This is a genomic window from Mycoplana sp. 10N416, from assembly GCF_056394765.1.
The window spans coordinates 419,817-446,588 of the sequence record NZ_JBFTIM010000004.1; the positions used below are offsets into that span (position 1 = coordinate 419,817).

At 63.4% G+C, this 26,772-nt stretch carries 24 protein-coding genes and 1 tRNA gene; 16 read left to right on the plus strand and 9 right to left on the minus strand.

Annotation, left to right across the window (positions count from 1 at the left end; genetic code table 11):
- Positions 1–151: 151 nt before the first annotated feature.
- Positions 152–1,780: a glucose-6-phosphate isomerase gene (gene pgi / locus AC1DDS_RS11290; RefSeq protein WP_477478980.1), complete on the minus strand. Its 1,629-nt coding sequence runs from the start codon at positions 1,778–1,780 to the stop codon at positions 152–154.
- A gap of 118 nt (positions 1,781–1,898) precedes the next feature.
- Positions 1,899–3,602 (minus strand): long-chain-fatty-acid--CoA ligase, encoded by a 1,704-nt coding sequence (locus AC1DDS_RS11295; protein WP_477478981.1) that lies wholly within the window; start codon positions 3,600–3,602, stop codon positions 1,899–1,901.
- Between the two features lie 266 nt (positions 3,603–3,868).
- Between AC1DDS_RS11295 and AC1DDS_RS11300 the strand changes: the two genes are divergently transcribed.
- The 3 genes from AC1DDS_RS11300 (at position 3,869) to AC1DDS_RS11310 (ending at position 6,402) form a co-directional block, all read left to right on the plus strand.
- Entirely contained in the window at positions 3,869–4,312 is a 444-nt protein-coding gene (locus tag AC1DDS_RS11300) for a BA14K family protein (protein ID WP_477478982.1), read from the plus strand.
- A gap of 185 nt (positions 4,313–4,497) precedes the next feature.
- A complete protein-coding gene (locus AC1DDS_RS11305) occupies positions 4,498–6,012 on the plus strand; it encodes a peptide MFS transporter (protein WP_477478983.1) in 1,515 nt (504 codons plus the stop codon).
- A 78-nt stretch (positions 6,013–6,090) separates the two neighbouring features.
- Positions 6,091–6,402 (plus strand): EthD domain-containing protein, encoded by a 312-nt coding sequence (locus AC1DDS_RS11310; RefSeq protein ID WP_477478984.1) that lies wholly within the window; start codon positions 6,091–6,093, stop codon positions 6,400–6,402.
- Positions 6,403–6,478: 76 nt separating this feature from the next.
- On the opposite strand, the gene AC1DDS_RS11315 is transcribed toward AC1DDS_RS11310, so the two are convergent.
- Positions 6,479–7,156: a 5-formyltetrahydrofolate cyclo-ligase gene (locus tag AC1DDS_RS11315; RefSeq protein ID WP_477478985.1), complete on the minus strand. Its 678-nt coding sequence runs from the start codon at positions 7,154–7,156 to the stop codon at positions 6,479–6,481.
- Positions 7,157–7,425: 269 nt separating this feature from the next.
- On the opposite strand from AC1DDS_RS11315, the gene AC1DDS_RS11320 reads away from it, so the two are divergent.
- Complete coding sequence (locus AC1DDS_RS11320; protein ID WP_477478986.1) at positions 7,426–8,586, plus strand: AI-2E family transporter; 1,161 nt, start codon at positions 7,426–7,428, stop codon at positions 8,584–8,586.
- A gap of 165 nt (positions 8,587–8,751) precedes the next feature.
- Here AC1DDS_RS11320 and AC1DDS_RS11325 read toward each other — a convergent pair whose 3' ends face one another.
- Positions 8,752–9,060, minus strand: a complete 309-nt coding sequence (locus AC1DDS_RS11325) for a M10 family metallopeptidase C-terminal domain-containing protein (RefSeq protein WP_477478987.1) — start codon at positions 9,058–9,060, stop codon at positions 8,752–8,754.
- On the minus strand, positions 8,961–9,230 hold the full coding sequence (locus AC1DDS_RS11330; protein WP_477479022.1) for a hypothetical protein: 270 nt from the start codon (positions 9,228–9,230) through the stop codon (positions 8,961–8,963). Before AC1DDS_RS11330 ends, AC1DDS_RS11325 begins: the two co-directional genes overlap by 100 nt.
- A 369-nt stretch (positions 9,231–9,599) precedes the next feature.
- On the opposite strand from AC1DDS_RS11330, the gene AC1DDS_RS11335 reads away from it, so the two are divergent.
- Entirely contained in the window at positions 9,600–10,700 is a 1,101-nt protein-coding gene (locus AC1DDS_RS11335; RefSeq protein ID WP_477478988.1) for a hypothetical protein, read from the plus strand.
- Between the two features lie 213 nt (positions 10,701–10,913).
- Here AC1DDS_RS11335 and AC1DDS_RS11340 read toward each other — a convergent pair.
- Both AC1DDS_RS11340 and AC1DDS_RS11345 read right to left on the minus strand, forming a co-directional pair.
- Positions 10,914–10,989: transfer RNA gene (locus tag AC1DDS_RS11340), tRNA-Thr, on the minus strand.
- Between the two features lie 125 nt (positions 10,990–11,114).
- Positions 11,115–12,077 (minus strand): NAD(P)H-dependent flavin oxidoreductase, encoded by a 963-nt coding sequence (locus AC1DDS_RS11345; protein WP_477478989.1) that lies wholly within the window; start codon positions 12,075–12,077, stop codon positions 11,115–11,117.
- 296 nt (positions 12,078–12,373) lie between these two features.
- On the opposite strand from AC1DDS_RS11345, the gene AC1DDS_RS11350 reads away from it, so the two are divergent.
- Positions 12,374–13,528: a serine/threonine-protein kinase gene (locus AC1DDS_RS11350; RefSeq protein WP_477478990.1), complete on the plus strand. Its 1,155-nt coding sequence runs from the start codon at positions 12,374–12,376 to the stop codon at positions 13,526–13,528.
- Between the two features lie 35 nt (positions 13,529–13,563).
- Here AC1DDS_RS11350 and ppk2 read toward each other — a convergent pair whose 3' ends face one another.
- Positions 13,564–14,445 (minus strand): polyphosphate kinase 2, encoded by an 882-nt coding sequence (gene ppk2 / locus AC1DDS_RS11355; protein ID WP_477478991.1) that lies wholly within the window; start codon positions 14,443–14,445, stop codon positions 13,564–13,566.
- Positions 14,446–14,584: 139 nt separating this feature from the next.
- Between ppk2 and phoR the strand changes: the two genes are divergently transcribed.
- The 7 genes from phoR (at position 14,585) to phoB (ending at position 22,300) form a co-directional block, all read left to right on the plus strand.
- Entirely contained in the window at positions 14,585–15,862 is a 1,278-nt protein-coding gene (gene phoR, locus AC1DDS_RS11360; RefSeq protein WP_477479023.1) for a phosphate regulon sensor histidine kinase PhoR, read from the plus strand.
- Positions 15,863–16,052: 190 nt separating this feature from the next.
- Positions 16,053–17,087 (plus strand): substrate-binding domain-containing protein, encoded by a 1,035-nt coding sequence (locus AC1DDS_RS11365; RefSeq protein WP_477478992.1) that lies wholly within the window; start codon positions 16,053–16,055, stop codon positions 17,085–17,087.
- Between the two features lie 79 nt (positions 17,088–17,166).
- Entirely contained in the window at positions 17,167–18,648 is a 1,482-nt protein-coding gene (gene pstC, locus AC1DDS_RS11370) for a phosphate ABC transporter permease subunit PstC (RefSeq protein ID WP_477478993.1), read from the plus strand.
- Complete coding sequence (gene pstA / locus AC1DDS_RS11375) at positions 18,645–19,967, plus strand: phosphate ABC transporter permease PstA (protein WP_477478994.1); 1,323 nt, start codon at positions 18,645–18,647, stop codon at positions 19,965–19,967. Before pstC ends, pstA begins: the two co-directional genes overlap by 4 nt.
- A gap of 14 nt (positions 19,968–19,981) precedes the next feature.
- Positions 19,982–20,797: a phosphate ABC transporter ATP-binding protein PstB gene (gene pstB / locus AC1DDS_RS11380; RefSeq protein WP_310411501.1), complete on the plus strand. Its 816-nt coding sequence runs from the start codon at positions 19,982–19,984 to the stop codon at positions 20,795–20,797.
- A 59-nt stretch (positions 20,798–20,856) separates the two neighbouring features.
- Positions 20,857–21,570 carry a phosphate signaling complex protein PhoU gene (gene phoU, locus AC1DDS_RS11385; protein ID WP_477478995.1) on the plus strand — a complete coding sequence of 238 codons (714 nt, stop codon included), beginning with the start codon at positions 20,857–20,859 and terminating at the stop codon, positions 21,568–21,570.
- Positions 21,571–21,616: 46 nt separating this feature from the next.
- Entirely contained in the window at positions 21,617–22,300 is a 684-nt protein-coding gene (phoB, locus tag AC1DDS_RS11390) for a phosphate regulon transcriptional regulator PhoB (protein WP_310411495.1), read from the plus strand.
- Positions 22,301–22,380: 80 nt separating this feature from the next.
- On the opposite strand, the gene AC1DDS_RS11395 is transcribed toward phoB, so the two are convergent.
- The gene (locus AC1DDS_RS11395) at positions 22,381–22,899 is read right to left on the minus strand and encodes a GcrA family cell cycle regulator (RefSeq protein WP_477478996.1); all 519 of its coding nucleotides are present in this window, start codon (positions 22,897–22,899) and stop codon (positions 22,381–22,383) included.
- Between the two features lie 425 nt (positions 22,900–23,324).
- On the opposite strand from AC1DDS_RS11395, the gene AC1DDS_RS11400 reads away from it, so the two are divergent.
- The 3 genes from AC1DDS_RS11400 (at position 23,325) to AC1DDS_RS11410 (ending at position 26,663) form a co-directional block, all read left to right on the plus strand.
- Positions 23,325–24,518 (plus strand): acetylornithine transaminase, encoded by a 1,194-nt coding sequence (locus tag AC1DDS_RS11400; protein ID WP_477478997.1) that lies wholly within the window; start codon positions 23,325–23,327, stop codon positions 24,516–24,518.
- Between the two features lie 35 nt (positions 24,519–24,553).
- The gene (gene argF / locus AC1DDS_RS11405) at positions 24,554–25,465 is read left to right on the plus strand and encodes an ornithine carbamoyltransferase (protein ID WP_310411485.1); all 912 of its coding nucleotides are present in this window, start codon (positions 24,554–24,556) and stop codon (positions 25,463–25,465) included.
- A gap of 208 nt (positions 25,466–25,673) precedes the next feature.
- Positions 25,674–26,663: an Hsp33 family molecular chaperone gene (locus AC1DDS_RS11410; RefSeq protein ID WP_477478998.1), complete on the plus strand. Its 990-nt coding sequence runs from the start codon at positions 25,674–25,676 to the stop codon at positions 26,661–26,663.
- Positions 26,664–26,772: the final 109 nt, after the last annotated feature.

Consider the following 26,772-nt stretch of genomic DNA (forward strand, 5'->3'; position numbering starts at 1 on the left):
TTTTTAGATTGCCCCTCACCCTCTCTCCTCGAGCGGGGAGAGGGAATGAGTTGGCGACCGGTGTGCCGGAGGTAGTCGGGCGGGCGGGGCAGTCGTCCTTCGCCCCGTTTGCGGGGAGAAGATGCCGGCAGGCGGATGAGGGGCGAGCGCTCTACACGTTGGCCGCCTTCAGCAGCGCTGCCACTAACCCTGCCGTGGACGAATCGTGGCCGGCTGCACTTTCCTTGCCTTCAATCACTGGCAGCAGACCGGTGGCCAGTTCCTTGCCGAGCTCCACGCCCCACTGATCGAACGAGTTGATGTTAAACAGCGCGCCCTCGACGAAGACGCGGTGCTCGTAGAGCGCGATCAGGCGGCCAAGCGCAAACGGCGTCAGCGTGTCATAGACCATCGTGATCGACGGCCGGTTGCCGGAGAAGACGCGATGCGGTGCGATCTTGTCCGCCTTCGTCTCGTCCATGCCCTTGGCGGTCAGCTGCGCCTTTGCTTCGGCAAGGGTTCGGCCCTTCATCAGGGCTTCGGACTGTGCCAGGCAGTTTGCCATCAGCAACTGGTGCTGGTGACGGAGCTCCGGCTCATGGCCCTTGGCGGCGATCATGAACTCCGCCGGGATGATGTCGGTGCCCTGGTGGATAAGCTGGTAGAAGGCGTGCTGGCCATTGGTGCCCGGCTCGCCCCAGACGACGGGTCCGGTCGCCCCCTCCACCGGTTTGCTCTCCATCGTCACCGATTTGCCGTTCGATTCCATGTCGAGTTGCTGCAGGTAGGCCGGAAAGCGCGACAGGCGCTGGTCGTAGGGCAGGATCGCGCGCGACGGGTAGCCCAGCACATCGCGATGATAGAAGCCGATCAGGCCAAGCAGCATTGGAATGTTCCGGCGGATCGGCGCGGTGCGAAAATGATTGTCGAGCGCATGACCGCCTGCGAGGAAATCGGCGAAGTCGTCCTTGCCGATGGCGATCATCAGCGGCAGGCCGATGGCTGACCAGATCGAATAGCGCCCGCCGACCCAGTCCCAGAAGCCGAACACACGATCTTCGGCAATGCCGAAGGCTGCGACCTTGTCGAGCGCCGTCGAGACCGCGCAGAAATGGTGGCCGACGGCAGCTTCGCCGAGCTTGCCGGCGATGAACCGGCGCGCCGTTTCGGCGTTGGTCATCGTCTCGATCGTGGTGAAGGTCTTCGAGGCAACGATGAACAGGGTCGTCTCGGCGTCGAGGGTCTTCAGCGTGTCGGCAATGTGGGCGCCGTCGACGTTCGAGACGAAATGCAGACGCGGCCCGTCGTGATAGGGGGCGAGTGCCAGCGTCGCCATGGCCGGGCCGAGATCGGAGCCGCCGATACCGATGTTGACGACGTCGGTGATCTTCCTGCCGGTCGCGCCGGTGAGCGCGCCGGAGCGGATGCCGTCGGAAAAGGCGCCCATCGCCTCGAGCACCGCGTTGACATCCGGCATGACATTTCGGCCATCGACGAGAACCGGGCTGTTGGAGCGGTTGCGGAGGGCCGTGTGTAGGACGGCGCGGTCCTCTGTGATGTTGATCTTTTCGCCGGCAAACATTGCGTCGCGCTTCTTCTCGACGCCGGCCTGTCTTGCCAGCGCCTCGAGGCCGTCCAGCACGCGATCGTTCACCGCGCATTTGGAATAGTCGAAGAGGAAGTCGTCGAGCGCGACGCTGAAGCGGGCGAAGCGCTGTGGGTCGGCGGCGAAGGCGGCACGAATGTCCGTGGCTTTGGTCTCCGCAGCAGTGGTTTTCAGCGTCTCGACAAGCGCGGTCATGGCGGGCTCCTTGAATCGCTACATGGCTGATGGGCGCTAGCTAGTCGTTTTAAACGAGGCGAATCAAGGGCACTGCGCCAAATTCGTGAAAAATTTAAATCGATTTATCCTGAGGCGGCTACTGCTGGCGAAGATCCTTCCGCAGGATCTTGCCGACGTTCGATTTCGGCAGTTCGTTGCGGAATTCGACATAGCGTGGCCGCTTGTAGTTGGTGAGGTTCTCCCTGCAGAAGGCCTTCACGTCCGCTTCCGTCAGCTCCGGATCCCGCTTGACGACGAAGAGCTTGACCGCCTCGCCGGAGTGCTCGTCCGGCACGCCGATCGCCGCGCATTCGGCGATGCCGGGATGTGTCATTGCCACCTCTTCCACCTCGTTGGGGAAGACGTTGAAACCGGAAACAAGGATCATGTCCTTCTTGCGGTCGACGATCTTGATCAGGCCCTTGTCGTCCATGAAACCGATATCGCCGGTGCGGAAATAACCGTCCGCCGTCATGACCTTGGCGGTCTCCTCCGGCCGGTTCCAGTACCCCGCCATCACCTGCGGACCACGGATGCAGATCTCGCCGAGCTCGCCGAGCGGCAGTGAGTGGCCCGCGTCGTCGCGAATGTCGACGTCGGTCGAAGGAATCGGCATGCCGATCGTGCCGGTGAACTCGGCGGAGTCGAGACGGTTGGCGGTGGCGACCGGGGAGGTCTCCGAAAGGCCATAGCCCTCGGCGATCGGGCAGCCGGTCATCTTGTGCCAGCGCTCGGCGACCGGCCGCTGCACGGCCATGCCGCCGCCGAAGGTGAGCGCCAGGTCGGAAAAGTCGAGCTTGCGGAACTCCGCATTGTTCATCAGCGCGTTGAACAGCGTGTTGAGGCCGGGAAAGACATTGGGTTTGTAGGCACCCATGTCCTTTACCAGGGATGGGATGTCGCGCGGGTTGGCGATGAGGATGTTGTTCGCCCCCGTCAGCAGCCCGGCCAGCGAATTCACCGTCAGCGCGAAAATATGGTAGAGCGGCAGCGCGCAAAGGAACACCAGCCGCTCCGGCCGCTGCTTGCCGAGAAAGGCGGTTTCCAGCCAGATGCCCATCTGCTCCATGTTCGACAGCAGGTTCGCATGGGTCAGCATGGCCCCCTTCGAAACGCCCGTGGTCCCGCCGGTGTACTGCAGGAAGGCGATATCGCTGCGTTGCACCTCCGGGTTGGTGAGCTTCAGGCCCATGCCGCGGGCAAGGACTGCCTTGAAGGCATGATGGCCCGGCAGCGACCAGGCCGGGACGAGCTTCTTCACCTTGCGCACGACAAGATTGACGATGAGGCCCTTCACACCCAGCATGTCGCCGATGCTGCAGACCACGACATCCCTGACATGGGTGCGCGCGACAACCTGCTGAACCGTATGGGCAAAGTTTTCCAGCGTGAACAGGATCTTGGCGCCGGCGTCGTTCAGCTGATGTTCCAGTTCGCGCGGCGTGTAGAGCGGGTTGACGTTCACCACCGTATAGCCGGCGCGCAGAATGCCGTAGACCACGACCGGGTTCTGCAGGATGTTCGGCATCATGACGGCGACGCGATCACCCTTGGCCAAGCCGCGTGACTGCAGCCACGCCCCGATCCCGGCCGACAGCGCCTCAAGCTCGCGAAAGCTCATCGCCTTGCCCATGCTGGTGAAGGCCGGGCGGTCGGCATACTCTCCGCAATGGTGCACAAGGGCCGCGCCGATCGATTCGTATGCCAGCGGCGGGATCTCGGCAGGGGTTCCCGGAGGGTAAGAGGCGAGCCAGACCTTGTTTGGGGTAGGGGCGGCCTGGTCCTTGACGGTTGCTGACATGAGCGCGCTTCCTCCCTCGTCTCGACTGCATCCACGGCCCGGAATCGCATCCCCAACCTTCCGATGCAACGAGCATGATGCCTTTGATCCATGGCTTCAAGCACAATCGCCGGATAACATTGACGTACGCGTCAATGAGACACGCATCCGGGACTTTGTTTCGATGCAATCGTACCATGACGACAGGATGGGTGCCGCTGGCAAGCAGACTGGAAATGTGTCCGCGAGGGTGAAAGAATGACAGATAGAGCGGAAGGGAGAGAGCAATGAAAAAACTGTTCGCCATCCTGTTCGCAGCCATCCTCGAGGGGTGTCTTGCCTTCGCCGCGCCAGCGCCGGCCTGGGCGATCGATGCGTTGCGCTCATCCAACGACGCCACCCTGCTGGGAGGCGGTGACCCGGTGGATGCGCTCGGACGCGGCGGGGATCCCGTCGACACATTGCGCGGCGGCGGGCGCTACTATCGCGGCTTCCTCGGCAGCCGGTTCTATCGAGATGGGTACTTTCGCTACAGGGATGGTTACTGGTATCCGCGTTCTGCGTTCACCACCGGCGAACTGCTCGGCGACGTGACGGTGGGACCGGGCGCGCCGATCTACGGCATGACGGCCGAGCAATGGTGCGCCAATCGCTACCGGAGCTATCGTCTCACCGACAACACCTACCTGCCGAGGACTGGCGGTCCACGCGTCCCGTGCGTGCCGCAGTAGGCAGGCCCAAGCCGAGCTTCATTACGGGTCCGCCCCTGACGGCGACAGCGAGTGTGGGCAGGCCTGCACTTGGCCATGACCAAAGGTCGCTCACGCAATGCTTTCGAGCGGTCCGTGGTCTTCGCGCGTGTCGAGGCCGTCGATCTGCGCTATAGTTGCCTCGAGTAACGATCGGGGAGGCGTCAATGGCGACGTCCGTGAAGTATCCGTCGGGCCTCATTGCCCTCTTCTTCGTCGAGATGTGGGAACGCTTCAGCTACTACGGCATGCGGGCGATCCTGATCCTCTTCCTTGTCGACCAGGTGCAGACCGGCGGCCTCGGCCTGACGACGGCCGACGCGGCGGCAATCTACGGTCTCTACACGGCTTCGGCCTACATACTGGCCTTGCCCGGCGGATGGATCGCCGACCGGTTCTGGGGATGCAAGCGGGCGATCATCGTCGGCGGCATCGCCATCATGCTCGGTCACGCCCTGCTCGCCGTATCCGGGTCCGCCGCCACGATCTTCTTCCTCGGCCTCGTGTCAATCGCTGCCGGAACCGGGCTGCTGAAGCCCAACATCTCGACCCTCGTTGGCCAGCTCTACGACAAGAACGATATCGGCGGCCGCGACGCCGGCTTCTCGTTCTTCTACATGGGCATCAATGTCGGCGCGATCCTCGGCGGACTGATCGCCGGTTATCTCGGCGAGAACTGGGGTTGGCACTGGGGCTTTGGCGCCGCCGCCATCGCCATGCTGATCGGCCTCGTCAATTTCGTCTACGCCAGCCGCAGGTCGCTGCGCGACAAGGGCGGCGTGCCCGCCGTCCACCACCACCCCGACGTTGCCACTGGCCGTCGCGACCACCTCTTCACCGGGATGATCGGCGGCGTCGTCGTCGTGCTTGTCGCTGCCGCCGCGATCACCGGCCTGATCGACCTCGCCAGCGCCACCGGTCTCGCCAGGGCCATGGGCCTGATTATCGTCACCGTGGCCGTCGGCTTCTTCCTCAACATCTTCCTTGCCGGCGACCTGACCGGGCCCGAAAAAAGGCGGATGATTGCGCTCGCCATCCTCTTTGTGGCGGCAGCCCTGTTCTGGTCCGGCTTCGAGCAGGCGGGGTCCTCGCTCAACCTGTTCGCCAACGACCTCACCCGGCGCGAACTCGGCGGCTTCACCGTTCCCGCCTCGTGGTTCCAGAACCTCAACTCGCTCTTCATCATCCTGCTGACCCCGGCCTTCGCCGCGTTCTGGATCTATGCCGAGCAGCGCTGGACCATTCCGGTCTTCGTGAAATTCGGCGCGGGGCTGGTCGCCATGGGGTTGGGCTATCTGGTGCTGGTGCCCGCGGCGCAAACCGCGGCAACCGGCGTGAGGGTCTCGGCGCTGTTCTTGATCGCCACCTATCTCCTCCACACCGTCGGCGAACTGATGCTGAGCCCGGTCGGCCTGTCGACCTTCTCCCGCCTGGCGCCGGAACGGTTTACCAGCCAGATGATGGGGTTCTGGTTCGTCGCCTCCTCGCTCGGCAACCTGATGGCGGGGCTGCTCGCCGCCGGGATGGACACGGAGCATGCGACCGGCCTGGAGGACGCCTTCCTGCGCATTTTCATGACCAGCGCCGCCTTCGGGCTGGTGCTCATCCTTCTCGCCCGCCCGCTGACCCGCTGGGTCCTCGGCGGCAGCGAGCGAGTCGAAGAGACAGCCCCGGCCCAATAGGTCCGCGTTGGGCGGGCCGCCGCACGCGTGGCGTTCCGAGATGACCGAGTGGAGAGAGATATGGCCACGCCCGGATGCATGCTTGTGCTGGCCGAGGTAAAGCCCGAACTTTGGGCGGATTTCAACCGATGGTACAGCGACATCCATATGCCGGAGGCCGTGAAGCGGCTAAGGGCGAGGAAAGCGCTCCGTCTGGTCGATCGGTCCACTCCCCATCGACACATCGCCATCTATTACTTTGATGACATGGAACAATTCGAATCCGAGACGATCAGGAGCGAACTTGAAGCGCTGGTCGGGGAATTCAATGATCAATGGCGCGAAGGCGTTACGCGCGAGAGGAGATTTGTCGATATCATCGACGAGCATGTTCCGGTCGCGGATCTTTGAAAGCTGCCTAAACTCCAAACGGGTAGTCTGGCCGCCCCCAGTTCGGAAAGCCGCGAGCCGGGCCCCCTTGATCTATCTAGGGGCCAGCACCCGGCCGGCCGCGACGCAAACCGGCTGAGCCGATATCGGCCGCGATGATCTGGTCCATGGGGATGTCGTGCGGTTGGGGATGGATCGTCGCGATCGCCTGCGAGCGGTAGCCGACGCCGATGGCCATCGGCTTCTTTTGCAGTGCTGCGAGCGTGCGGTCGAAGAAGCCGCCGCCATAGCCCAACCGATAGTGGGCAGGATCGTAGCCGACCACCGGCGCGATCACGATATCCGGGTCGGCGGCAACACCCTCCACCGGCATGGGGATGTTCCAGACGCCGCGCTCGAGGCGCTCGCCGTGGCGCCAGCTGCGAAACAGCAGCGGATGCCTTTTCTCCACGACGATCGGCAGCAGCGCCATGCCTCCGCCCGCCCAGATCTCCTCGATCCAGGGGCGCAGGTCCGGCTCGCCACGGAAGGGCCAGTACAGGCTGATGCGGCGGCCGCGCACGTCCCCCACCGCCGCACGCAGCCGATCAAGGATGTTCGCCGCGGCCTGCGTCCGGCTCTCGGCAGAATGGGCGAGCCGCTGCGCGATCAGCCGCTCCCGTTCCTGTCTCCGCCATCCGGCAACGCCTTCCGGCGGGAGGGGCGTCGCCAGCCCGGTCAGGGCGCCGGCACCAGCCGATGCCGGATCGTCACTGCTGCTTTCCTTGTCGTGCATCGTGCTCTCCCGACGAGGACCTAAATTAGGGCCATTGTGCCGAACAGCGCCAGCATCATCCCTTCCAAGTGCGGCAATGGTCGTCGCAATCGGTGGTTCCATCGTTGCGCGCCTGCAAGGAACCCGATGTGTACCGGCGGCTGCGGCAAAAAAGATCGCCGTACACGCAAGGTTTTCTTTGCCGGGACATAAGACGCTGATATCACGATAGGCAGGTGATCGGCCCGAGAACACTGGTACGAGGGGCGACGCCGACAAGGAGGAAGACGGTGCATCAGCCCGAAGTGCGCAACATCCGATCCGAACCGCGCCTGCTCGGAGCCGCCCGGCCTTCCAGCGTCGCGTTGATCTCGCCGATTTCCGCCGCGCGCTGGCTCCTTTTCCTCATCATCGTCGCCGGTATCTATTTCTTCCATGGCTTCGTCGTGCCGGTGCTCGCCGCTCTGGTGATCGCCTCTGCAAGCTGGCCGCTCTTCTGCCGCCTCCGCCAGGCGATCGGCGGCAGCCGCACGCTGGCCGCGGCAATCGCCATCCTCTTGATCCTCGGCTTCATCGTCGTGCCGCTGATGTATGCGATCACCTACGCCTTCCAGGAGGTGCGCGAGTGGATCGGCTGGGCGGTGGCGACCAACAAGACAGGCGCGCCGGTGCCCGACTGGATCCGCGCCCTGCCGGTTATCGGCGAGTGGACTGCGAAGCAGTGGACGGATCTCCTGGATCATCCCGGCGCCATTGGCGAGCTGACCCAGATCATCAGCGGTGCGAACATCGGCAACATCTATCGGGTGGCGCTGGCCGCCGGCGGGGCGGCGTTTCACCTGCTCCTGACGATGCTGTTCATGCTGATCGCCCTGTTCTTCATCTACCGCGACGGCGAGACCTTCATGGCGCAGGTCGACAGCATCGGCGAACGCATCCTGCCGATGCGCTGGGGGCGCATCTCGCGCATCGTCCCGGCGACGATCAGCTCGACCGTCACCGGCATGACGCTGATTGCGATCGGCGAGGGCATCGTGCTCGGCGTCGCCTACTGGATCGCCGGCGTTCCCTCGGCCGTCACGCTCGGCGTCCTGACCGGCCTGATGGCGCTCTTTCCCGGCGGCGCGCCGCTTTCGTTCACGCTCGTCTCGGTCTACCTGATCTCCAGCGGCTCGCCCTTTGCCGGCATCGCGCTGTTCCTCTGGGGCTCGATCGAGCTCTTCATCGTCGACAAGACGCTACGCCCGCGGCTGGTCGGCGGCCCGATCAAGCTGCCGTTCCTGCCGACCTTCTTCGGCCTGATCGGCGGCGTCAAGACGATGGGCTTCCTCGGGCTCTTCATCGGCCCCGTGCTGATGGCGCTCCTGGTCGCGGTCTGGCGCGAATGGGTGCGCGAGGTGGAACTGACCAGCGAGGCCGACTCGGTCATCGAGAAGCGGGCGGCGGAGTAGTCGCGCGGAAACACGCTTGGACATGCCCGCAAGGAAGGTCCGTTGCCAAGCGCGGGGGCAGGCATCGCCGGGGGCGTCCAGCCTCAAAGGGCGGCTCGAAAAACCATTTGCGAGCAGGGGCTGGGCGCACGGAATGTCGCACGCCCCCTGAGCCCCTGGCGGCAGTCACAGGATGAAGTCGGACGCCTTCATGGCGAGGGAGAGATCGAGCAGGATCGAGAAGTCTGCCTTGCCGTCGCCGTTCGTATCGCCGTGGATGTAGGTGTCGCCCGACTTGATCTCGTAGCGCAGTTCGCCAGCCGTCTTGTGAAACGCCTGCTTGTCGATGAAGATGAACGCCTCGCCGCTTGCCTTGGCGTTGGCATCGATCCCTTTCAGGTCGATCTTGTCGCCTTCCGCACGGGAGAAATCCTTGATGACGTCACGGCCCAGGGAGTCGATCGTACTGTCCCTGAGGCTTTTGAAAACAAACATGTCCCGGCACCGCCTTTCAGCGTGTCGTTGCCTTTTCCGCCATAGAGCTTGTCGTTGCCGGTGTCGCCGTTGAACCTGTCGTTGTCGTTGCCGGTGTCGCCGTTGAACCTGTCGTTGTCGTTGTCGTTGTCGTTGTCGTTGTCGTTGTCGTTGTCGTTGTCGTTGTCGATGCCGCCGCGTAGCGTAGCGTAGCGTAGCGTAGCGTAGCGTGCCGTGGCCTGCGCCGGCGAAGATCGTTCCCGTCAGCCGCCCACCCGTGCCGTCATACACGTCGTTGCCGGTCTTCAGGGCCAGGTTGCCGATGATCTTGCCGGTGTTCGTTATCTTCTCGATGGAGGGCGTGATCTCGACCACGGCAACAAAGCAGCCGTGACGCAAGGGTGAAACGCACCGCAATAGCGCCGCGGCTCACTGACACGACACTGACTGGCGGACCGATGGAACCCGCAATCACCAAGTATCTGCAGGTTTCGCTTGCCCAACACGGCGTCGGCAGAATAGGTTTTGCCATCTGGGGTTGAGGTGAGGACAGCAACTATATGACAGAAGTTTTGCCGCGGGAGTTTGATTGGCGATCAGATCGCTTGTTCGTCCATTTTGACGTGGAAGATCATTTCCTCAAGCTCGATACTTTTATTCGCACAGCAGAAAGTACCCGAAATATCATTGCGGCACTAGACGAAGCCTTCTTCCAAGGTTCATTGAAGTATGAACTGATTGTCTTGCCCCCGAAAGATGGTAGTTTTCTGTCAAAAATCGCAATGACAGTCAGTGGCGGGGCTGCTGCGGTGTTCGCTTTTCTCAATACTGATGTGGGCGCAGCTTATGTAGAGGGGCTGACGGGGAAACCACCAACTGAGTGGGCGCAGGAACTTGGACAGAACCACCGAGATCTAGCCCAAGGGACTTACGAGATGCTCCCTGCGCTCGACAAACCCATGACTTACGAGATGCTCCTAGCTGCGCTCGACCCCACAACCTACAACAAACTTGAGAGCGACCAAGCCGCCTGTCGATCAAGCGCGAAGATTGTTGTCGCTCTGACGAGAGGTGTGCTTGAAAGGAAAAGTGAGGAGTTGAGTAAGATAGGCATGGAAGCCGGCACTCTTTCCCATGCACTAGACGCACGGGCAGAGTTTTACGCCGCTTGCATTAACGACGGAGAAGTCAAGGGGATCGGCTTCACACCCGACGACGATTTTCCGATTCCCCGCAACTCTTTCGCCGAACGAGCTAAGAAGCCAACTCGGAAAGAAAAAGAGGAGGAGCCGCTTGAATGGAAAGTTGATATCGAAAACATCTATGTCACTTCCCCTAATTGGGACGAGGAAGATCAGAGGACACGCCAGTGGAAGGGCAAAGACCAAATCCGCCGTGACTGCTATTTTTTGATCGACGATGCTGAGTTTTGGCGATTGGTAAATAGAAAAGACTTGCCCGTGGAGGTGCTGGATAACCTCAAAGTGCAATGGGCTTATCTGCTCACCGAAGGCAGACCAAAAAACCGCCGTGTTCTACGTGTCCTTGAGTTCAATGGAGTCAAGCTGGCTGACCCCCTCACACCTGACGCAATCGAAGCAATCGTGGGTATCCTGGATGCCCCGCACAGCGAGCCTTCACTATTTGATGGTTGGGGGTAGATGCTCAGTGCGGATGCTTTCCACTTTCCCGCATATAGGAGAATGAGAAGAGGAAAGGATAGGAGGGGGAGCAAAGCTCCTCCCCCCGAGTGTCCCCTCGCTTAAAAAGCCGCCTCTAAGGCAGGTGCGAGCTAAGCACGTGGCGCCTCGTGGCGACCCAGCCAATGGACGCGCACAGGACAACTGTCCAACTATTTGAAATTGAGGGAAAAATGGTGCCGCTTAGGTGACTCGAACACCTGACCCCATCATTACGAATGATGTGCTCTACCGACTGAGCTAAAGCGGCCCGTATCGGCCCGCGAAGTTTCGTGGGCCGGAATGTGTGGGGCTGATAACCGCATTGCGCGGAGATTTCAAGTCATCTGTTCGCGCTTTGGTGCTTTTTCGGATGACTTGCGGACGTGGCCGGCCTCAAAGGGCGGCAAGGCGGGTGCGAGCGGCCCGGTACTCGCCTTCCAGGCGGGCGACGAGCGCCTCGGTAGAGGTGACTTCGGTGACGGCACCGATCCCCTGGCCGCAGCCCCAGATGTCCTTCCAGGCCCTCGCGCCGCTTTCCGACTTCTCGAAGTCCATCTTGGAGGGGTCGGCTTCGGGGAGATTGTCCGGATCGAGCCCGGCGGCGCGGATCGACGACCGCAGGTAGTTGCCGTGGATGCCTGTGAAGTGGTTGGAGTAGACGATATCGGCCGCGTTGCCCTCGACAATGGTCTGCTTGTAGGCATCGCTGGCGCGGGCCTCGGTCGTGGCGATGAAGGGGGAGCCGATATAGGCCATGTCCGCGCCCATCGCCTGGGCGGCGAGGATGGCGCCGCCGGTCGCAATTGCACCCGACAGAAGCAGCGGCCCGTCGAACCACTGGCGGATCTCCTGGACGAGCGCGAAAGGCGACAGCGTGCCGGCGTGCCCGCCGGCGCCGGCGGCCACCGCGATGAGACCGTCGGCCCCCTTGCGGATCGCGGAGTTGGCGTGGCGGTTGTTGATGACGTCGTGCAGCACCAGGCCCCCATAGGAATGGATCGCGTCGTTGACCTCGGGCACCGCGCCCAGGGACGAAATGACGATCGGCACCTTGTATTTCACGCACAGCATCAGGTCGTGCTCGAGCCGCCTGTTGGACTTGTGGACGATCTGGTTGACGGCAAAGGGCGCGGCGCGGCGGGCGGGGTGCCTGGCGTCATGGTCGCGCAAGCCTTCGGTGATTTCGGCAAGCCACTCGTCGAGCTGCGATTCCGGCCGCGCATTGAGTGCGGGGAACGCGCCGATCACGCCCGCCTTGCATTGGGCCAGGGTCAGCGCCGGATGCGAAATGATGAAGAGCGGCGCAGCGATCGCGGGTAGCCGCAGATTGTCGCGCAGGATGGCGGGCAGGGGCATGATCGGTCCATAAATTGACGCTTACGAAAACGTAAAAAGCGTAACAATCTTCCTGCGCGTTGAAAAGGCCTCGCATCGTTCTCTCCGGCTCGCCGCCATCGACCGGAGCGGCTGCAAGCGGCCCGGGGCTCGGTTCCGCGGGTTGTTTTCGCCCATTGCGGTCGCATGGATCGTCGCAAGGCTTGCAGAACGCTGCCGCAACGTTTACCGAATCCTTAAACAAAGGAAAACGAAGACGCCTTGATCGCGTTTGACCCGCGCGGATGGATCTGCGCGAAGCCGCCCGAGGAGGCAATGTGAGCGGACTGGAACAGGCCATCAGGAACGCGCTCGCGCGCGCCGAAAGCAACGACCCCGAGACCCGTGCGCGGATCTACCAGTCGGCACGCAATGCGCTCGAAGCGGGCCTGCGCAAGCAAGAGATCAACAATCCGGAGGCGATCGCCGCACAGCGTCACCGCCTCGAAGTGACCATCCGCCAGATCGAGAGCGAACAGCGGGCTGTCCTCAAGGCGGAGCGGCCGCCTGCGGAGCGTGCACCGGTTGCGCCGCCAAGCGTGGCGAACGAGCGCACTACACCGGCGGCGGATGCGCAGGTGCAGCCCGAGCAGCCGATGGCGCGGGAAAAGCCACCCGCCGCAGCCGGAGCGGTGCCGACGCTTGACGAGATCCGTCCTGATCGCGGTGATGGATTTGGGGCGGCCGCCAAAGGTGCGCGGCCAGCCGCCAGCGAGCCTGCAGGGCAGATGGATGCGACCGTTGCAGCCTCCCCCCGAATGGCCAAGGCGCCCAGGCGACGCGGCCGGCTGTTCTCCTTCCTGCTCGTCGTGACGACGCTTGCTGCCGCGGTCGGTACGGCGGCCTGGTGGGTCCAAAGCAGCGGCTTGCTGCTGCCTCCTGGCGCACGCGACGGCAGCGTCGCCAACCCGCCGCAGACGGTGCGGGGAGAGGATTTCTCCGGAGCCGATCCGATCAAGGAGGCGCTCGACACGCAGAACACCTTTTCAGCCGACTGGCGGGAAATCTTCGATCCGACACTGACCAGTGCGCTGACGGCCGGCGCCAAGGGGCGCTTCGAGCCTGTCAGCACGGACGAGGGGCCGGCGGTCCGGCTTGTCTCGCAGGTTCCCGATCGCGCCGGCGCCGTCGCGGTTTCGGTGGAGCCTGCTGTATTGCAGGCCATGGCGGGCAAGACGTCGACCATTGCCCTGACCGTCGAGCCCGAAAGCGGCAAGCCGGTTCAGGTCTCGGTCGAATGCGACTTCGCCACGCTCGGCGACTGCGATCGGCATCGCTTCGCCGTTTCGGATCGCACCGATCTGCTGTTCCAGGTGACCTTCGACCGCACGCTTTCGCCGAACGGGACGGGGCGTCTGTTCATCAACAGCGACGTGAGCGGCGGAGGGGCCGGGGTCAACCTCTTTGCCATCCGCGTCCTGCCGGGCGAATGACAAATCCGCAGCCGCGGGGAAGAACGTCCGGTTCGCTATTTCAGGAACTTCGGGCCTGAGCCGAGGATCTTGTCGTCGACCTCGCCGATCGCGCTGCGATCCTTGCCGTCGTAGTCGATCCGTTCGAGGATGTGGCGGATGGCGTTGAGACGGGCGCGCCGCTTGTCGTTGGCGCGCACCACGGTCCAGGGCGCACGCTCGGTATGCGTCTTGTGAAGCATGCGGTTGCGCTTCTCGGTGTAGTCGTACCATTTGTTGAGGGCGGCAACGTCCATCGGCGACAGCTTCCACGTCTTCAGCGGATCATGCCGGCGATCATGGAAGCGCTTGATCTGCATCTCGCGACCGATGTCCAGCCAGAACTTGAAGAAGAAGATGTGATCGTTGAGCACCATTCGCTCGAAGTGCGGCGTCTCTTCGAGGAAGGTTTCATACTGCTCCGGCGTGCAGAAACCCATGACCGGTTCGACGACGGCCCGGTTGTACCAGGACCGGTCGAACAGGACGAATTCGCCCGCGGTCGGGAACTGCGTCACGTATCGCTGGTAGTACCACTGACCCTGCTCGGTTTCAGTCGGCTTGGCGAGCGCCACCACACGTGCAGACCGCGGGTTCAGATAGGCACGCGTGACGAAGATCGTGCCGCCCTTGCCGGCCGCATCGCGCCCTTCGTAGACGGCGATCACGCGCCGGCCGGTCGCCTGCAGCCAGTACTGCGCCTTGACGAGCTCGACCTGCAGCCTTTTCAGCTCGTCGTCGTACTCGTCCTTGTCGATCTTCTTGTCATAGGGAAATCCACCCGAAGACAGGGCGTTGTCATCGACCCAGTTCGGAAGCTTCGGATCGTCGATGTCGACCGAGCGCTTCTTGCCGCCGATCTCGATCTCCACAGGTTTGATGTCGGGAAAGATCACCATGCCGCGCGTCCTCCGCTCGATGTCAGGCGAGGAGGACATATCCGCGTTGCGATTTCAAGCGCACCGTGAAAAACATGTCATCAAATCGCGCTATTGCTGCCTGTTGCAAAGGCAATCGCGGAGCAAGCCGATGAAGTTGATGAAGGGAGTTCTGGTGGAGACGCGTGGGTCGACAATTCGGTGGCTCCTGGCGCAGTTGTGGGATGAGCGGGTGCTTCTCGCCGCTGTTGTCTTTACCGCCTTCCTGATGTGGATGGGTGGGGTGCCGGTAGGCTGGGTTGTCTTTGCGGCCGTGCTGCTGGTTCTCGCCGGCTTTGCCCGCGCGGATCGCCTCGAGGGCAAAGCTGACGCCGTGCCCGTTGCCATGGCGCGATCGGATGCGAACGCCGGTGATGGACTTGCGTCGATCGCCGTGCTGATAGATGCGCTCGACATGCCCGTCCTGGTGGTGACCGCCGACGAAACGGTCAAGCTCCAGAACCGGGCCGCCACCGCTCTCTTCGGGCCGATCCCGCGCAATGCCGATCTGGCCGGGCGCATCCGCGCGCCGGGAATCCTCGACATGGCACGCGAGGTGATCGCAATCGGCCAGACGAAGGAGATCGAGCATTCCGAGCGGCTGCCGGCGGAGACGGTCTACATCGTGCGTGCGGCGCCGATGCCGTCGCTCGGCCAACGTCTCGGCGGTGGACGCTACTTCCTGATTTCGTTCCGCGACGTCTCGCAGGCGCGGCGGATTGAGCAGATGCGGTCCGATTTCGTCGCCAATGCCAGTCACGAGCTGCGCACCCCGCTTGCCTCCTTGCGCGGCTTCATCGAAACCCTGCAGGGACCGGCGAAGGCCGACGAGAAGGCACAGGAGCGGTTCCTAGGCATCATGCATGAGCAGGCGACGCGAATGAGCCGCCTTGTCGACGATCTGCTGTCCCTCTCTCGACTGGAGTTGAAGTCGAATATTGTCCCCGACGAGATGGTGGATCTGAAGCCGCTGCTCGGTCATGTGCGCGACAGTCTGCAGCCGTTTGCGGCTGAGCTGGGCGTTGAGATCCATCTGGATCTGCCGGAACAGACGGTCGAGGTCGCCGGTGACCGGGACGAACTGACCGAGGTGTTCGAGAACCTGATCGAGAACGCGTGCAAGTATGGCCAGGAGGGAAAGCGCGTCGAAGTGCTGCTCTCGGCGTCGGATGCCGAGCATCCGGAAGTGACCGTCACTGATTTCGGCTCGGGCATACCGCCCGAGCACGTCCCGCGCCTCACCGAGCGCTTCTACCGTGTGAACGTGGAGGCGAGCCGCTCGAAGAAGGGCACCGGGCTCGGGCTTGCGATCGCCAAGCACATCCTGACGCGCCATCGCGCCCGGCTGGTGGTGAAGTCCGAAGTCGGCAAGGGGACGGTCTTCACCGTCAAGTTCTGACACAAAGACCGACGAAAAACAGGCGGCATCCGAAATAGCAGAGTAGTATCATATGCTTAGTGCGTCACAAATGTTTCATCAAAGTGACATAAAAGCGATTGTGACGCAGCGCTAGATAGGGCGGCCGATCGACGGCAGGCAAAGGCCGGCCGCCGGCGAACCCACACAAGCCCATCATGGGAGACAACAGATGAATTCTCTTAAGCTCACCGTAGCCGCACTGGTCGCCTCGGTCGCCTTCGCCGGCGTTGCCGCCGCCCGCGACCAGGTCCAGATCGCCGGCTCCTCGACCGTGCTGCCCTATGCCAAGATCGTCGCCGAGACCTTCGGCGAGACCTTTGGCGACTTCAAGACGCCCGTCGTCGAATCCGGCGGCAGCGGCGCCGGCCTGAAGGAATTCTGCAAGGGCGTCGGTCAGGACACGATCGACATCGCCAATTCCTCGCGCAAGATCAAGGACTCGGAACTGGAAGCCTGCAAGGCAGCCGGCGTCACCGACGTCCAGGAAGTCAAGATCGGCTATGACGGTATCGTCTTTGCGACCGACGCCGGCAATCCGGACCTCGCCTTTGCTCCGGCCGACATCTACAAGGCGCTCGCCGCCGAGGTCGTGGTCGATGGCAAGCTCGTCGCCAATCCCTACAAGAAGTGGTCGGAAGTGAACCCGGCGCTGCCGGACGCCGAAATCGCCGCCTACATTCCGGGCGAAAAGCACGGCACCCGCGAAGTCTTCGAAGAGAAGGTTCTCGCTGTCGGCTGCAAGGACACCGGTGCTGTCGACGCGATCAAGGCCGTCGTTGCCGACGAGAAGGAAGCCGGCAAGAAGTGCATCGCGGTCCGCAAGGATGGTCTTGCAGTCGACATCGACGGCGACTACTCCGAAACGCTTGCCCGCATCGCCGCCAACAAGACCGGCGTCGGCGTCTTCGGCCTGTCCTTCTATGAAAACAACGCCGACAAGCTGAAGGTCGCCACCGTCAACGGCGTGACGCCGTCGGTCGAGACGATCGCCTCCGGCGAATATCCGGTGTCCCGTCCGCTGTTCTTCTACGTCAAGAAGGCGCATGTCGGTGTCGTCCCGGGCCTGAAGGAATATGTCGAGTTCTTCGTATCCGACCAGATGATCGGCCCCGACGGCCCGCTCGCCGAGTACGGTCTCGTTTCCGCTCCGGACGCTGAGCGCGAAGAGATCCGCACGGCGGTCGAAGGCGGCAAGACCATGTAACACCGAGGGAACCGGCGCAGCCTGCTGCGCCGGTTCCGCTCATTTGCACTTTCCCGCATGAGGCGGCCAGGACATCCGCATGAGCACGACGCTACTACTCGCCATCCTGCCGGCCATTGCCGCGGTCGCCTTTGTTCTCGGCCGCATGCGGGCAACCGCGGTGTCCGGGGGCAAGCCTTCCGCACTGCATTCCCGGCCGAATTACTACGGCGCCTATGTGGCGCTCGCGGCGTTCCTGCCGCCGCTGATCCTCGTCGCCCTCTGGCTGACGATCAGCCCGCTCGTCGTCAACTCTTCCGTCCGTGACAGCTTCCCGGACGCGGTCAAGGCGCAGTCGTCGGCGCAGCAGAGCCTTGCCTTCGGCATGGTCACCACGATCGCCCGCGGTCTTCCGCTGCTCTCGGAGGGCGAAGTACTTTCCGTCAAGCAGGATCCCTCGACGCTGCAGTCGGTCTTCGCCGCAAAGGGTGTCGCCGTCGCCGCCGAGGCGCAGCCCTACATGCTGGAGTCCGCGGCGACGCTGAACGCGATGGCGCAGTCGAGCCAATTGGCGCTCGCCGGCGTCTCGATCGTGCTGTCACTTGCGGGCGCCTTCGTCGCCTTGCGCACCGTCGCGCCGCAGTTTCGGGCGCGCAATAGGGTCGAGCGGGTCATGCTGTGGGCCCTGGTGCTGGCGTCCTCGATCGCCATCCTGACGACGATCGGCATCGTTGCCTCGATGCTGGCCGAGTCTATCCGCTTCTTCAACGCGGTCCCAGCGTGGGATTTCTTCTTCGGTACCGTTTGGGATCCGCGTTTCGCCGGTGCTGGGTCGAGTTCGGAGGGGCAGTTCGGCCTGATCCCGCTGCTGGCCGGCACGCTCTATATCGGCTTCGTCGCCATGCTCGTGGCGGTTCCCGTCGGCCTGTTCGCCGCCATCTACATGGCCGAATATGCGTCCCCTCGCATGCGCTCGCTGGCAAAGCCCCTGCTTGAAGTGCTGGCTGGCATCCCGACGATCGTCTACGGCTTCTTCGCGCTCGTCACCGTCGGCCCGTTCCTGCGCGACCTTTCCGCAAACCTCAACGGTCTGGTCACCGGCAACTATGCCAGCTTCATCCAGGCGCAGAGCGTTCTCACCGCCGGGATTGTCATGGGCATCATGCTGATCCCCTATGTCTCCTCGCTGTCTGACGACATCATCACCGCGGTGCCGCGGGCGCTGCGGGACGGCTCGCTCGGCCTCGGCGCCACTCGGTCGGAGACGATCAAGCGGGTGATCCTGCCGGCTGCCCTTCCGGGCATCGTCGGTGCGCTTCTGATGACCGCCTCCCGCGCGATCGGTGAAACGATGATCGTGGTTCTGGCCGCCGGCGTCGCCGCGCGCATGCAGTTCAATCCGTTCGAGCCGATGACGACTGTGACGGTAAAGATCGTCAACCAGTTGACCGGCGACCTGGAGTTCACCTCGCCACAGACGCTGGTGGCCTTCGCGCTGGGCATTACCCTGTTCTGCATCACGCTCGCACTCAACATCTACGCGCTCTATATCGTCCGCAAATACCGGGAGCAGTACGAATGACCGATCTCCTCTCAGCGGTTTCCGGCGATACGGTCTCCAAGGCGCCGCCGCGCCGCGACATCGGCATTCGCCGCCGCTATGCCGCCGAACGCCGTTTCCGCTTCTATGGTCTCGCCGCGATCGTCTTCGGCCTCGTGTTCCTGTTCGTGCTGCTGTGGTCGGTCGCCGGCAAGGGCTACACCGCCTTCCAGCAGACGGAGATGACGCTGCCGGTCGAATTCTCCGAAAAGGTCATCGACCCCTCCAACAAGCGCGCCACCGATCCGAAGGTGCTGGTTACCGCCAACTATCCGTTGCTGGTGCGCAATGCGCTGGCCGAGAAACTCGGCGTCAAGTCGACCGATCGGGCGGCGCTGAAACAGGTTTCGGCGATGGTGTCGGATAGCGCGCGCGTGACGCTGCGCGACATGGTGGCCGACGATCCCTCGATCATCGGCAAGACTGTGCCCGTCACCGTTCTCGCCAGCGCCACCATTGATTCCGCCTTCAAGGGGCAGTTCGACCTGACCGTCGACGAGAAGAACCGCAAGGTTTCCGACAAGCAGGTCGGCTGGATGAAGCAGCTTGCGGAGGAAGGCGTGCTCGCCAAGGGTTTCAATACCGGGCTGTTCGTCAATGGCAATTCCAGCCGGCCGGAAGCCGCCGGCCTCGGCGTGGCGCTCGTGGGCTCGCTCTATCTGATGGGCATCGTGCTGGTGCTGTCTCTGCCGATCGGCGTCGCCGCTTCCATCTACCTGGAGGAGTTCGCGCCGAAGAACCGGCTGACCGATCTGATCGAAGTCAACATCAACAATCTCGCCGCCGTGCCTTCGATCGTCTACGGCCTTCTCGGGCTTGCCGTATTCATCAACTTTGCCGGCCTGCCGCGCTCGGCGCCGCTCGTCGGCGGTCTGGTGCTGACGCTGATGACCTTGCCGACCATCATCATTGCCACACGCGCGGCTTTGCGGGCCGTTCCGCCGTCGATCCGTGCGGCCGCCCTTGGGCTGGGCGCCTCGAAGATGCAGACGATCTTCCACCACGTCCTGCCGCTTGCCATGCCCGGCATCCTGACCGGCACGATCATCGGGCTGGCGCACGCGCTCGGCGAGACCGCGCCGCTGCTCCTGATCGGTATGGTCGCGTTCGTCGCCAACGTCCCCGCCACGCCGCTCGATCCGTCGACGGCCCTGCCGGTACAGATCTACATGTGGGCGAACGAGGCCGAGCGCGCCTTTGTCGAGCGGACTTCGGGGGCGATCATCGTCCTGCTCGTCTTCCTCATCATTATGAACTTTGGCGCAATCCTGTTGCGGCGCCGGTTTGAGCGCCGCTGGTAGTGAGATAGAAGCAGATGAACATCATGACCGAAGCCGTGGCTGAAGAAGCGCTGGAAAAGAAGATGAACTCTGTGCCTTACAAGATGATCGGCAGGGATGTCTCCGTTTACTACGGCGACAAACGCGCCCTCTACGACGTGAACCTCAACATCCGCGAGAATACGGTGACGGCCCTGATCGGCCCGTCCGGCTGCGGCAAGTCGACGTTCCTGCGCACGCTCAACCGCATGAACGACACGATCGACAATTGCCGCGTCACCGGTGCGATCACGCTCGATGGGGACGACATTTACGACCCCGCGATCGATGTGGTCGAGCTTCGCGCCCGTGTCGGCATGGTGTTCCAGAAGCCGAACCCGTTTCCGAAGTCGATCTATGAGAACGTCGCCTACGGGCCCCGCATCCACGGTCTCGCCAAGAACAAGGCGGATCTGGACCAGGTCGTCGAGCACAGTCTGCAAAAGGCCGGTCTCTGGAACGAGGTGAAGGACCGCCTGCATGAAGGCGGCACGGGCCTCTCCGGCGGCCAGCAGCAGCGCCTCTGCATCGCCCGCGCCGTCGCCGTCAGTCCGGAGGTGATCCTGATGGACGAGCCCTGCTCGGCGCTCGATCCGATCGCCACCGCCAAGGTCGAGGAACTGATCCACGAGCTGCGCGAAAACTTCACGATCGTCATCGTCACCCATTCGATGCAGCAGGCCGCGCGCGTTTCGCAGCGCACCGCCATGTTCCATCTGGGCAACCTGGTCGAGGAGAACGACACCGACAAGATGTTCACCAACCCCGACGACCAGCGCACGCAGGACTATATCATGGGCCGGTTCGGCTGAACCCGGTGCAACGTCGCAAATGAATACCCGGCGCCATGGCGCCAGTTGAGGATAACACCATGTCATCGCCCCACATCGCTTCCGTCTACGACGAAGAATTGAAGTACCTTGCGCGCCGCATCTCCGAGATGGGCGGCACCGCCGAGCAGATGGTGGGCGACAGCGTGCGCGCCCTGGTCAACACCGATGCCGCGCTGGCGCAGAAGGTCATCTCCGAAGACGTCATCCTGGACACTGCCGAGCGGCAGATCAACGAGAAGGCGATCCTGACGATAGCCAAGCGCCAGCCGATGGCGGCGGACCTGCGCGAGATCATGGGCGCGATCCGCATCGCTGCGGAACTCGAGCGCGTCGGCGACCTTGGCAAGAACAACGCCAAGCGCGTCATCGCCGTGCAGAGTTCCGGCATGCCGCGCAAGCTTGCCCGCGGCCTGGAGCATCTCGCGGAACTGGCACTGATGCAGTTGAAGGAAGTGCTCGACGTGTATGCGTCGCGCAACGTCGAGAAGGCCAGGGAGATCCGCGAGCGCGACGACGAGATCGACGCGGTCTACACCTCGCTGTTCCGGGAGCTTCTGACCTACATGATGGAAGACCCGCGCAACATCACGCCCTGCACCCATCTTCTGTTCTGCGCCAAGAACATCGAACGCATCGGCGACCATGCCACCAACATCGCCGAGACGATCTTCTACATGGCGACGGGTGCGCCACCGGAAGGCGAGCGCCCGAAGGACGATCACACCACCTCAGTCGGCGCGGAGAAGGAATGATCTGCGTCGCATTGTTTGAATTCTAGAACGCCGGAGTTCGCAAGGCATGGTTCCCAAGATTACCGTGGTCGAAGACGAAGAGGCGCTGAGCGTCCTCTTGCGCTACAATCTCGAAGCGGAGGGTTTCGAGGTCGATACGATCCTGCGCGGCGACGAGGCGGAGATCCGCCTGCAGGAGCGTCAACCGGATCTCCTGATCCTCGACTGGATGCTGCCCGGCGTTTCCGGCATCGAGCTGTGCCGCCGCCTGCGCCAGCGCTCCGAGACCGAACGCCTGCCGATCATCATGCTGACGGCCCGCGGCGAGGAGAGTGAAAGGGTGCGGGGTCTTGCCACCGGTGCCGACGACTACGTGGTGAAGCCCTTCTCGACGCCGGAGTTGATGGCGCGGGTGAAGGCGATGCTGCGGCGCGCCCGGCCGGAAGTGGTCTCGACGCTGCTGAAGTGCGGCGATATCGAACTCGACCGCGAGACGCACCGCGTCCATCGCCGGACGCGCGAGGTGCGCCTCGGTCCGACGGAATTCCGCCTGCTCGAGTTCTTCATGACCTCTCCCGGGCGCGTCTTTTCGCGCTCGCAGCTGCTCGACGGCGTCTGGGGACATGACATCTATGTCGACGAGCGCACGGTCGATGTGCATGTCGGCCGTCTGCGCAAGGCGCTGAACTTCTCCAACATGCAGGACGTCATCCGCACCGTGCGCGGGGCCGGCTATTCGCTGGAGGCCTGATCGGCTGGAAACAATCGGAAACGAAAAACGGGCCCCGCGGGGCCCGTTTGCAATTCTGTCTCTTTCCAGCGTGTCGCCGGTTACCGCATGCGCCGACGTTCGGCCGACGGCTGGTAAGCCAGGCGCTGATGGAAGAGGCAGTAGGGCGAGTTGTCCGGGGACTCGTTGCCGCAGAAGTGAAAATCGTCCGTCAGCGGGTCGCCGTTCGGCCACTTGCAGGTGCGCTCGGTGAGTTCCGTCAGTTCCAGCCGACGCGACATCGGCAAGACGACGTTCGTGTTGATCCGCGCGAGCGGCGCGTCGTCGTACTCAAACGCGACTTCCTCCTTGACGACGGTCGCGCCTGCCGGACGGGCGACGGTGCGGGTCACGACCCGCGGGGCGAAGTTCGAGGGGCGCGGCGCGGCGGCCGGCCGCTTGGCCCGTGTCGCCGTCGGCGTGCCGCCGGCTTTAGCGCGACCGGGAAGGGCGAGGCGGTGCACCTTGCCGATGACCGCGTTGCGGCTGACGCCGCCGAGTTGTGCTGCGATCTGGCTGGCGCTCAGTCCTTCGGACCAGAGCTTCTTGAGCTTCTCGACCCTCTCGTCTGTCCAGTTCATCCTATCGCCTCCATTCCAGCGTTCGCTACCGGGAATCCGTCGCCAATGCCCCGGATGGCTCCGGAGCACGGAACGCCTTGATACTGTGGGTGACTAGTTCCGCCGCATGCAGTCTAGCAATTGACTTTTAACCTACTGACAGGGGGACTCTGTGACAAGAGTCGCCCGATTCAGGCCGAATCGATTTTCCAGTTTTCCCCAACTTGCTAGTTTGGTGTGACTGCCCGGCGACACTTTCCGCGCGCAATTCGGGTCCGTCTACGCGATCAATTGAGGCGGAACGGATGGAAGCTACTTTTATTGACATCGACCCCCGAAATGCTGATAGTGCCGCGGCCGCCGCAGGGCGGCATTTTTCATTTTTCCACACGGAAAGCTCAAGACGGGAATGGATTTCCGCATCCGCTGCGAAGGAGATACGCGCCATGGCTGATGCCACGCCGCTTTACGAGACCTATCTGCGTGCGCCGCTGCGCTTCGAGCGTGGCGAAGGCGTCTGGCTGATCGCGGAAGACGGCTCGCGCTATCTCGACTTTGCCGCCGGCGTTGCGGTCAATTCGCTCGGCCATGCCCATCCACATCTGGTCGACAGCCTCAAGAGCCAGGCCGACAAGGTCTGGCACGTTTCGAACCTCTACGAGGTGCCGGGACAGGAAACGCTTGGCAAGCGGCTGATCGACGCGACGTTCGCCGACAAGGTGTTCTTCACCAATTCCGGCGCAGAGGCGCTGGAGTGCGCGATCAAGACGGCGCGGCGCTATCATTTCGCCAAGGGCCATCCCGGCAAGTTTCACGTCATCACCTTCGAGGGGGCCTTCCATGGCCGGACGCTGGCGACGATCGCCGCCGGCGGCCAGGAGAAGTATCTCGAAGGCTTCGGGCCCAAGGCGCCCGGCTTCTATCAGGTGCCCTTCGGCGACATCGCCGCCGTAAAGGCCGCGATAACGGAAGAGACGGCGGCAATCCTGATCGAGCCGGTACAGGGCGAAGGCGGCATCCGCGTCGTGTCGAAGGAGTTTCTGCGGGAACTGCGCGCGCTCTGCGACGAATATGGGCTGCTGCTCGTGCTTGACGAGGTGCAGTCCGGCGTCGGCCGGACAGGCAGGCTGTTTGCCCATGAATGGGCCGGTGTCGCGCCGGACATCATGGCGGTCGCGAAAGGCATCGGCGGCGGCTTTCCCCTCGGTGCCTGCCTGGCGACGGCGGAGGCTGCGGCCGGGATGGTCGCGGGCACGCATGGCTCGACCTATGGCGGCAATCCGCTGGCCATGGCCGTCGGCAACGCGGTCCTGGACGTCGTGCTGGAAAAGGGGTTCCTGGAACACGTTCGCGACGTGGCGCTCGTGCTGCGTCAGGGCCTGGCCTCGCTGGCGGACCGCTTTCCGGATATCATCGAGGATGTCCGCGGCGAGGGCCTGATGCTCGGCATCAAGGCCAAGGTTCCCTCGGCCGACCTGCTCAAGGCGGTTCGCGCGGAACACATGCTGCTCGTCCCGGCCGGGGACAACGTGCTGCGGCTGCTGCCGCCGCTGGTCACGACGGCCGAAGAGGCGCGCGAGGGGCTGGCACGGATCGAACGGGCGGCGGAGAAACTGAGCGCCGAGAAGAAGCAGGCCTGAGGCGTTGCCGAGGCTCAAACAGCAGGACTGACAGCATGGCCAGACACTTCCTCGACCTCTCCGCCATGACGGCCGAGAATCTTCGCACGATCATCGACGACGCCAAGGTGCGAAAGGCGGCGACCAAGGAGGGCACGGCCGACAGGCCGCTTGCCGGCAAGATGCTGGCGATGATCTTCGAAAAGCCCTCCACCCGCACCCGGGTCTCGTTCGACGTCGGCATGCGCCAGCTCGGCGGCGAGACGCTGTTTCTGTCGGGCACCGAGATGCAGCTCGGCCGCGCCGAGACGATCGGCGATACGGCGAAGGTGTTGTCGCGCTATGTCGACGCGATCATGATCCGTACGACCGATCATGCGCGCCTGCTGGAGATGGCCGAGCATGCGACCGTGCCGGTGATCAACGCCCTGACGGACCTGACGCATCCCTGCCAGATCATGGCCGACATCATGACCTTCGAGGAGCATCGCGGACCGGTGAAGGGACGGACGATCGCCTGGACCGGGGACGGCAACAACGTGCTGCATTCCTTCGTCGAGGGTGCGGCCCGCTTCGGCTATCGCATGAACATGGCCGTGCCGCTTGGCTCCGAGCCGGAGGACAAGATCCTCAACTGGGCGCGCAACAATGGCGGAGAGATCATGCTCTGCCACGACGCCGATCGGGCCGTCGCCGGCGTTGACTGCGTCGTTACCGACTGCTGGGTTTCCATGAACCAGGAGCACCGCGCCCGTGGCCACAACATCTTCCAGCCCTTCCAGGTGAACGAGGCGCTGATGCAGAAGGCCGACAAGGACGCGCTCTTCATGCACTGCCTGCCTGCGCACCGCGGCGAGGAAGTCACCGATGAGGTGATCGATGGACCGCGGTCGGTCGTCTTCGACGAGGCGGAGAACCGCCTGCATGCGCAGAAGTCCATCCTTGCCTGGTGCCTGAACGCCATTTGACCGGCCGTTCACGCCCTATTGAAAACGGCTTGACGCGCCACGATCTATGGCGCGAACCCCGATGTTGCAGCGGCGCCGCTGGCGTCGCATCCGCCGGATGTGAGATCATTCCGACGGCGATAGCGCAGAATCACTGAAGAACGCAGCCGTCGCAGGCAGGTGTGGCCAGCATCCCGCCGGACGGCCGATGGCGTTGAAGGAGCGAAATATGGCCCAGCCAGCCCCGATACTTGGCGAACTCGATTTTGCCGGCGACGACCACGTCGTGCCGTTCCAGGTGGAAGGCCTGGACGTGCGCGGCCGCGCGGTCCAGCTTGGGCCGTTGCTCGACGCGATCCTCGAGCGACACGACTACCCGCAGCCCGTCGCGCGCCTTCTGGCCGAGGCGATCGTGCTGACCGTCTTGCTCGGCACGTCGCTGAAGTTCGAGGGCAAGTTGATCCTGCAGACGAAGAGCGACGGCCCGGTCGATCTGCTCGTCGCGGACTTTTCCAGCCCCGAGAACGTGCGCGCCTATGCCCGGTTCGACGCCGACGCGCTGGAGGAAGCGGTACAGTCCGGCAAGGTCGCCCCGCACGAGTTGCTCGGCAAGGGTATCCTTGCCTTCACCATCGATCAGGGCGCTCACATGCAGCGGTACCAGGGCATCGTCGCGCTCGACGGCCACACGCTCGAGGAGATCGCCGGAGTCTATTTCCGCCAGTCGGAACAGATTCCGACGCGGGTTCGCCTCGGCGTGGCCGAACTGTTCGACCGCGATGAGAACGGCAAAGCCCGTCACCGCTGGCGTGCGGGCGGCATGGTTGCGCAGTTTCTGCCGGAGTCGCCTGAGCGCATGCGCCAGGCGGATCTGCCGGGCGGAGACGGCGAGGAAGTCGGCCACAGCATCGCTGAGGACGACAAGTGGTCCGAAGCCCGATCGCTCGTCGAGACGATCGATGCCGACGAGCTGACGGATCCGAATGTCGGAACCGAGCGGCTGTTGTTCCGGCTTTTCCATGAGCGCGGCGTGCGGGTCTATCCGCCACAGGCGGTGTTCGACCGCTGTTCCTGTTCGCGCGACAAGCTCAAGGCGGTGCTGTCGGGCCTGTCGCCGGATGAGGTCGAGCATACGGCGACCGACGGCCATATCGCGGCAACGTGCGAATTCTGTTCGACGACGTACCGCTTCGAGGTTGGCGAAGTCACCGCCGCCTGACGCACTCGATCTGTTGCAAAAGCGGACGCCCGCCCCGGCGTCCGCTTTTGTGTTAGAATTGCGCGCACGCTGGACAGTACGACCGCGGTGACCGCTTCGTCCGGCCGCC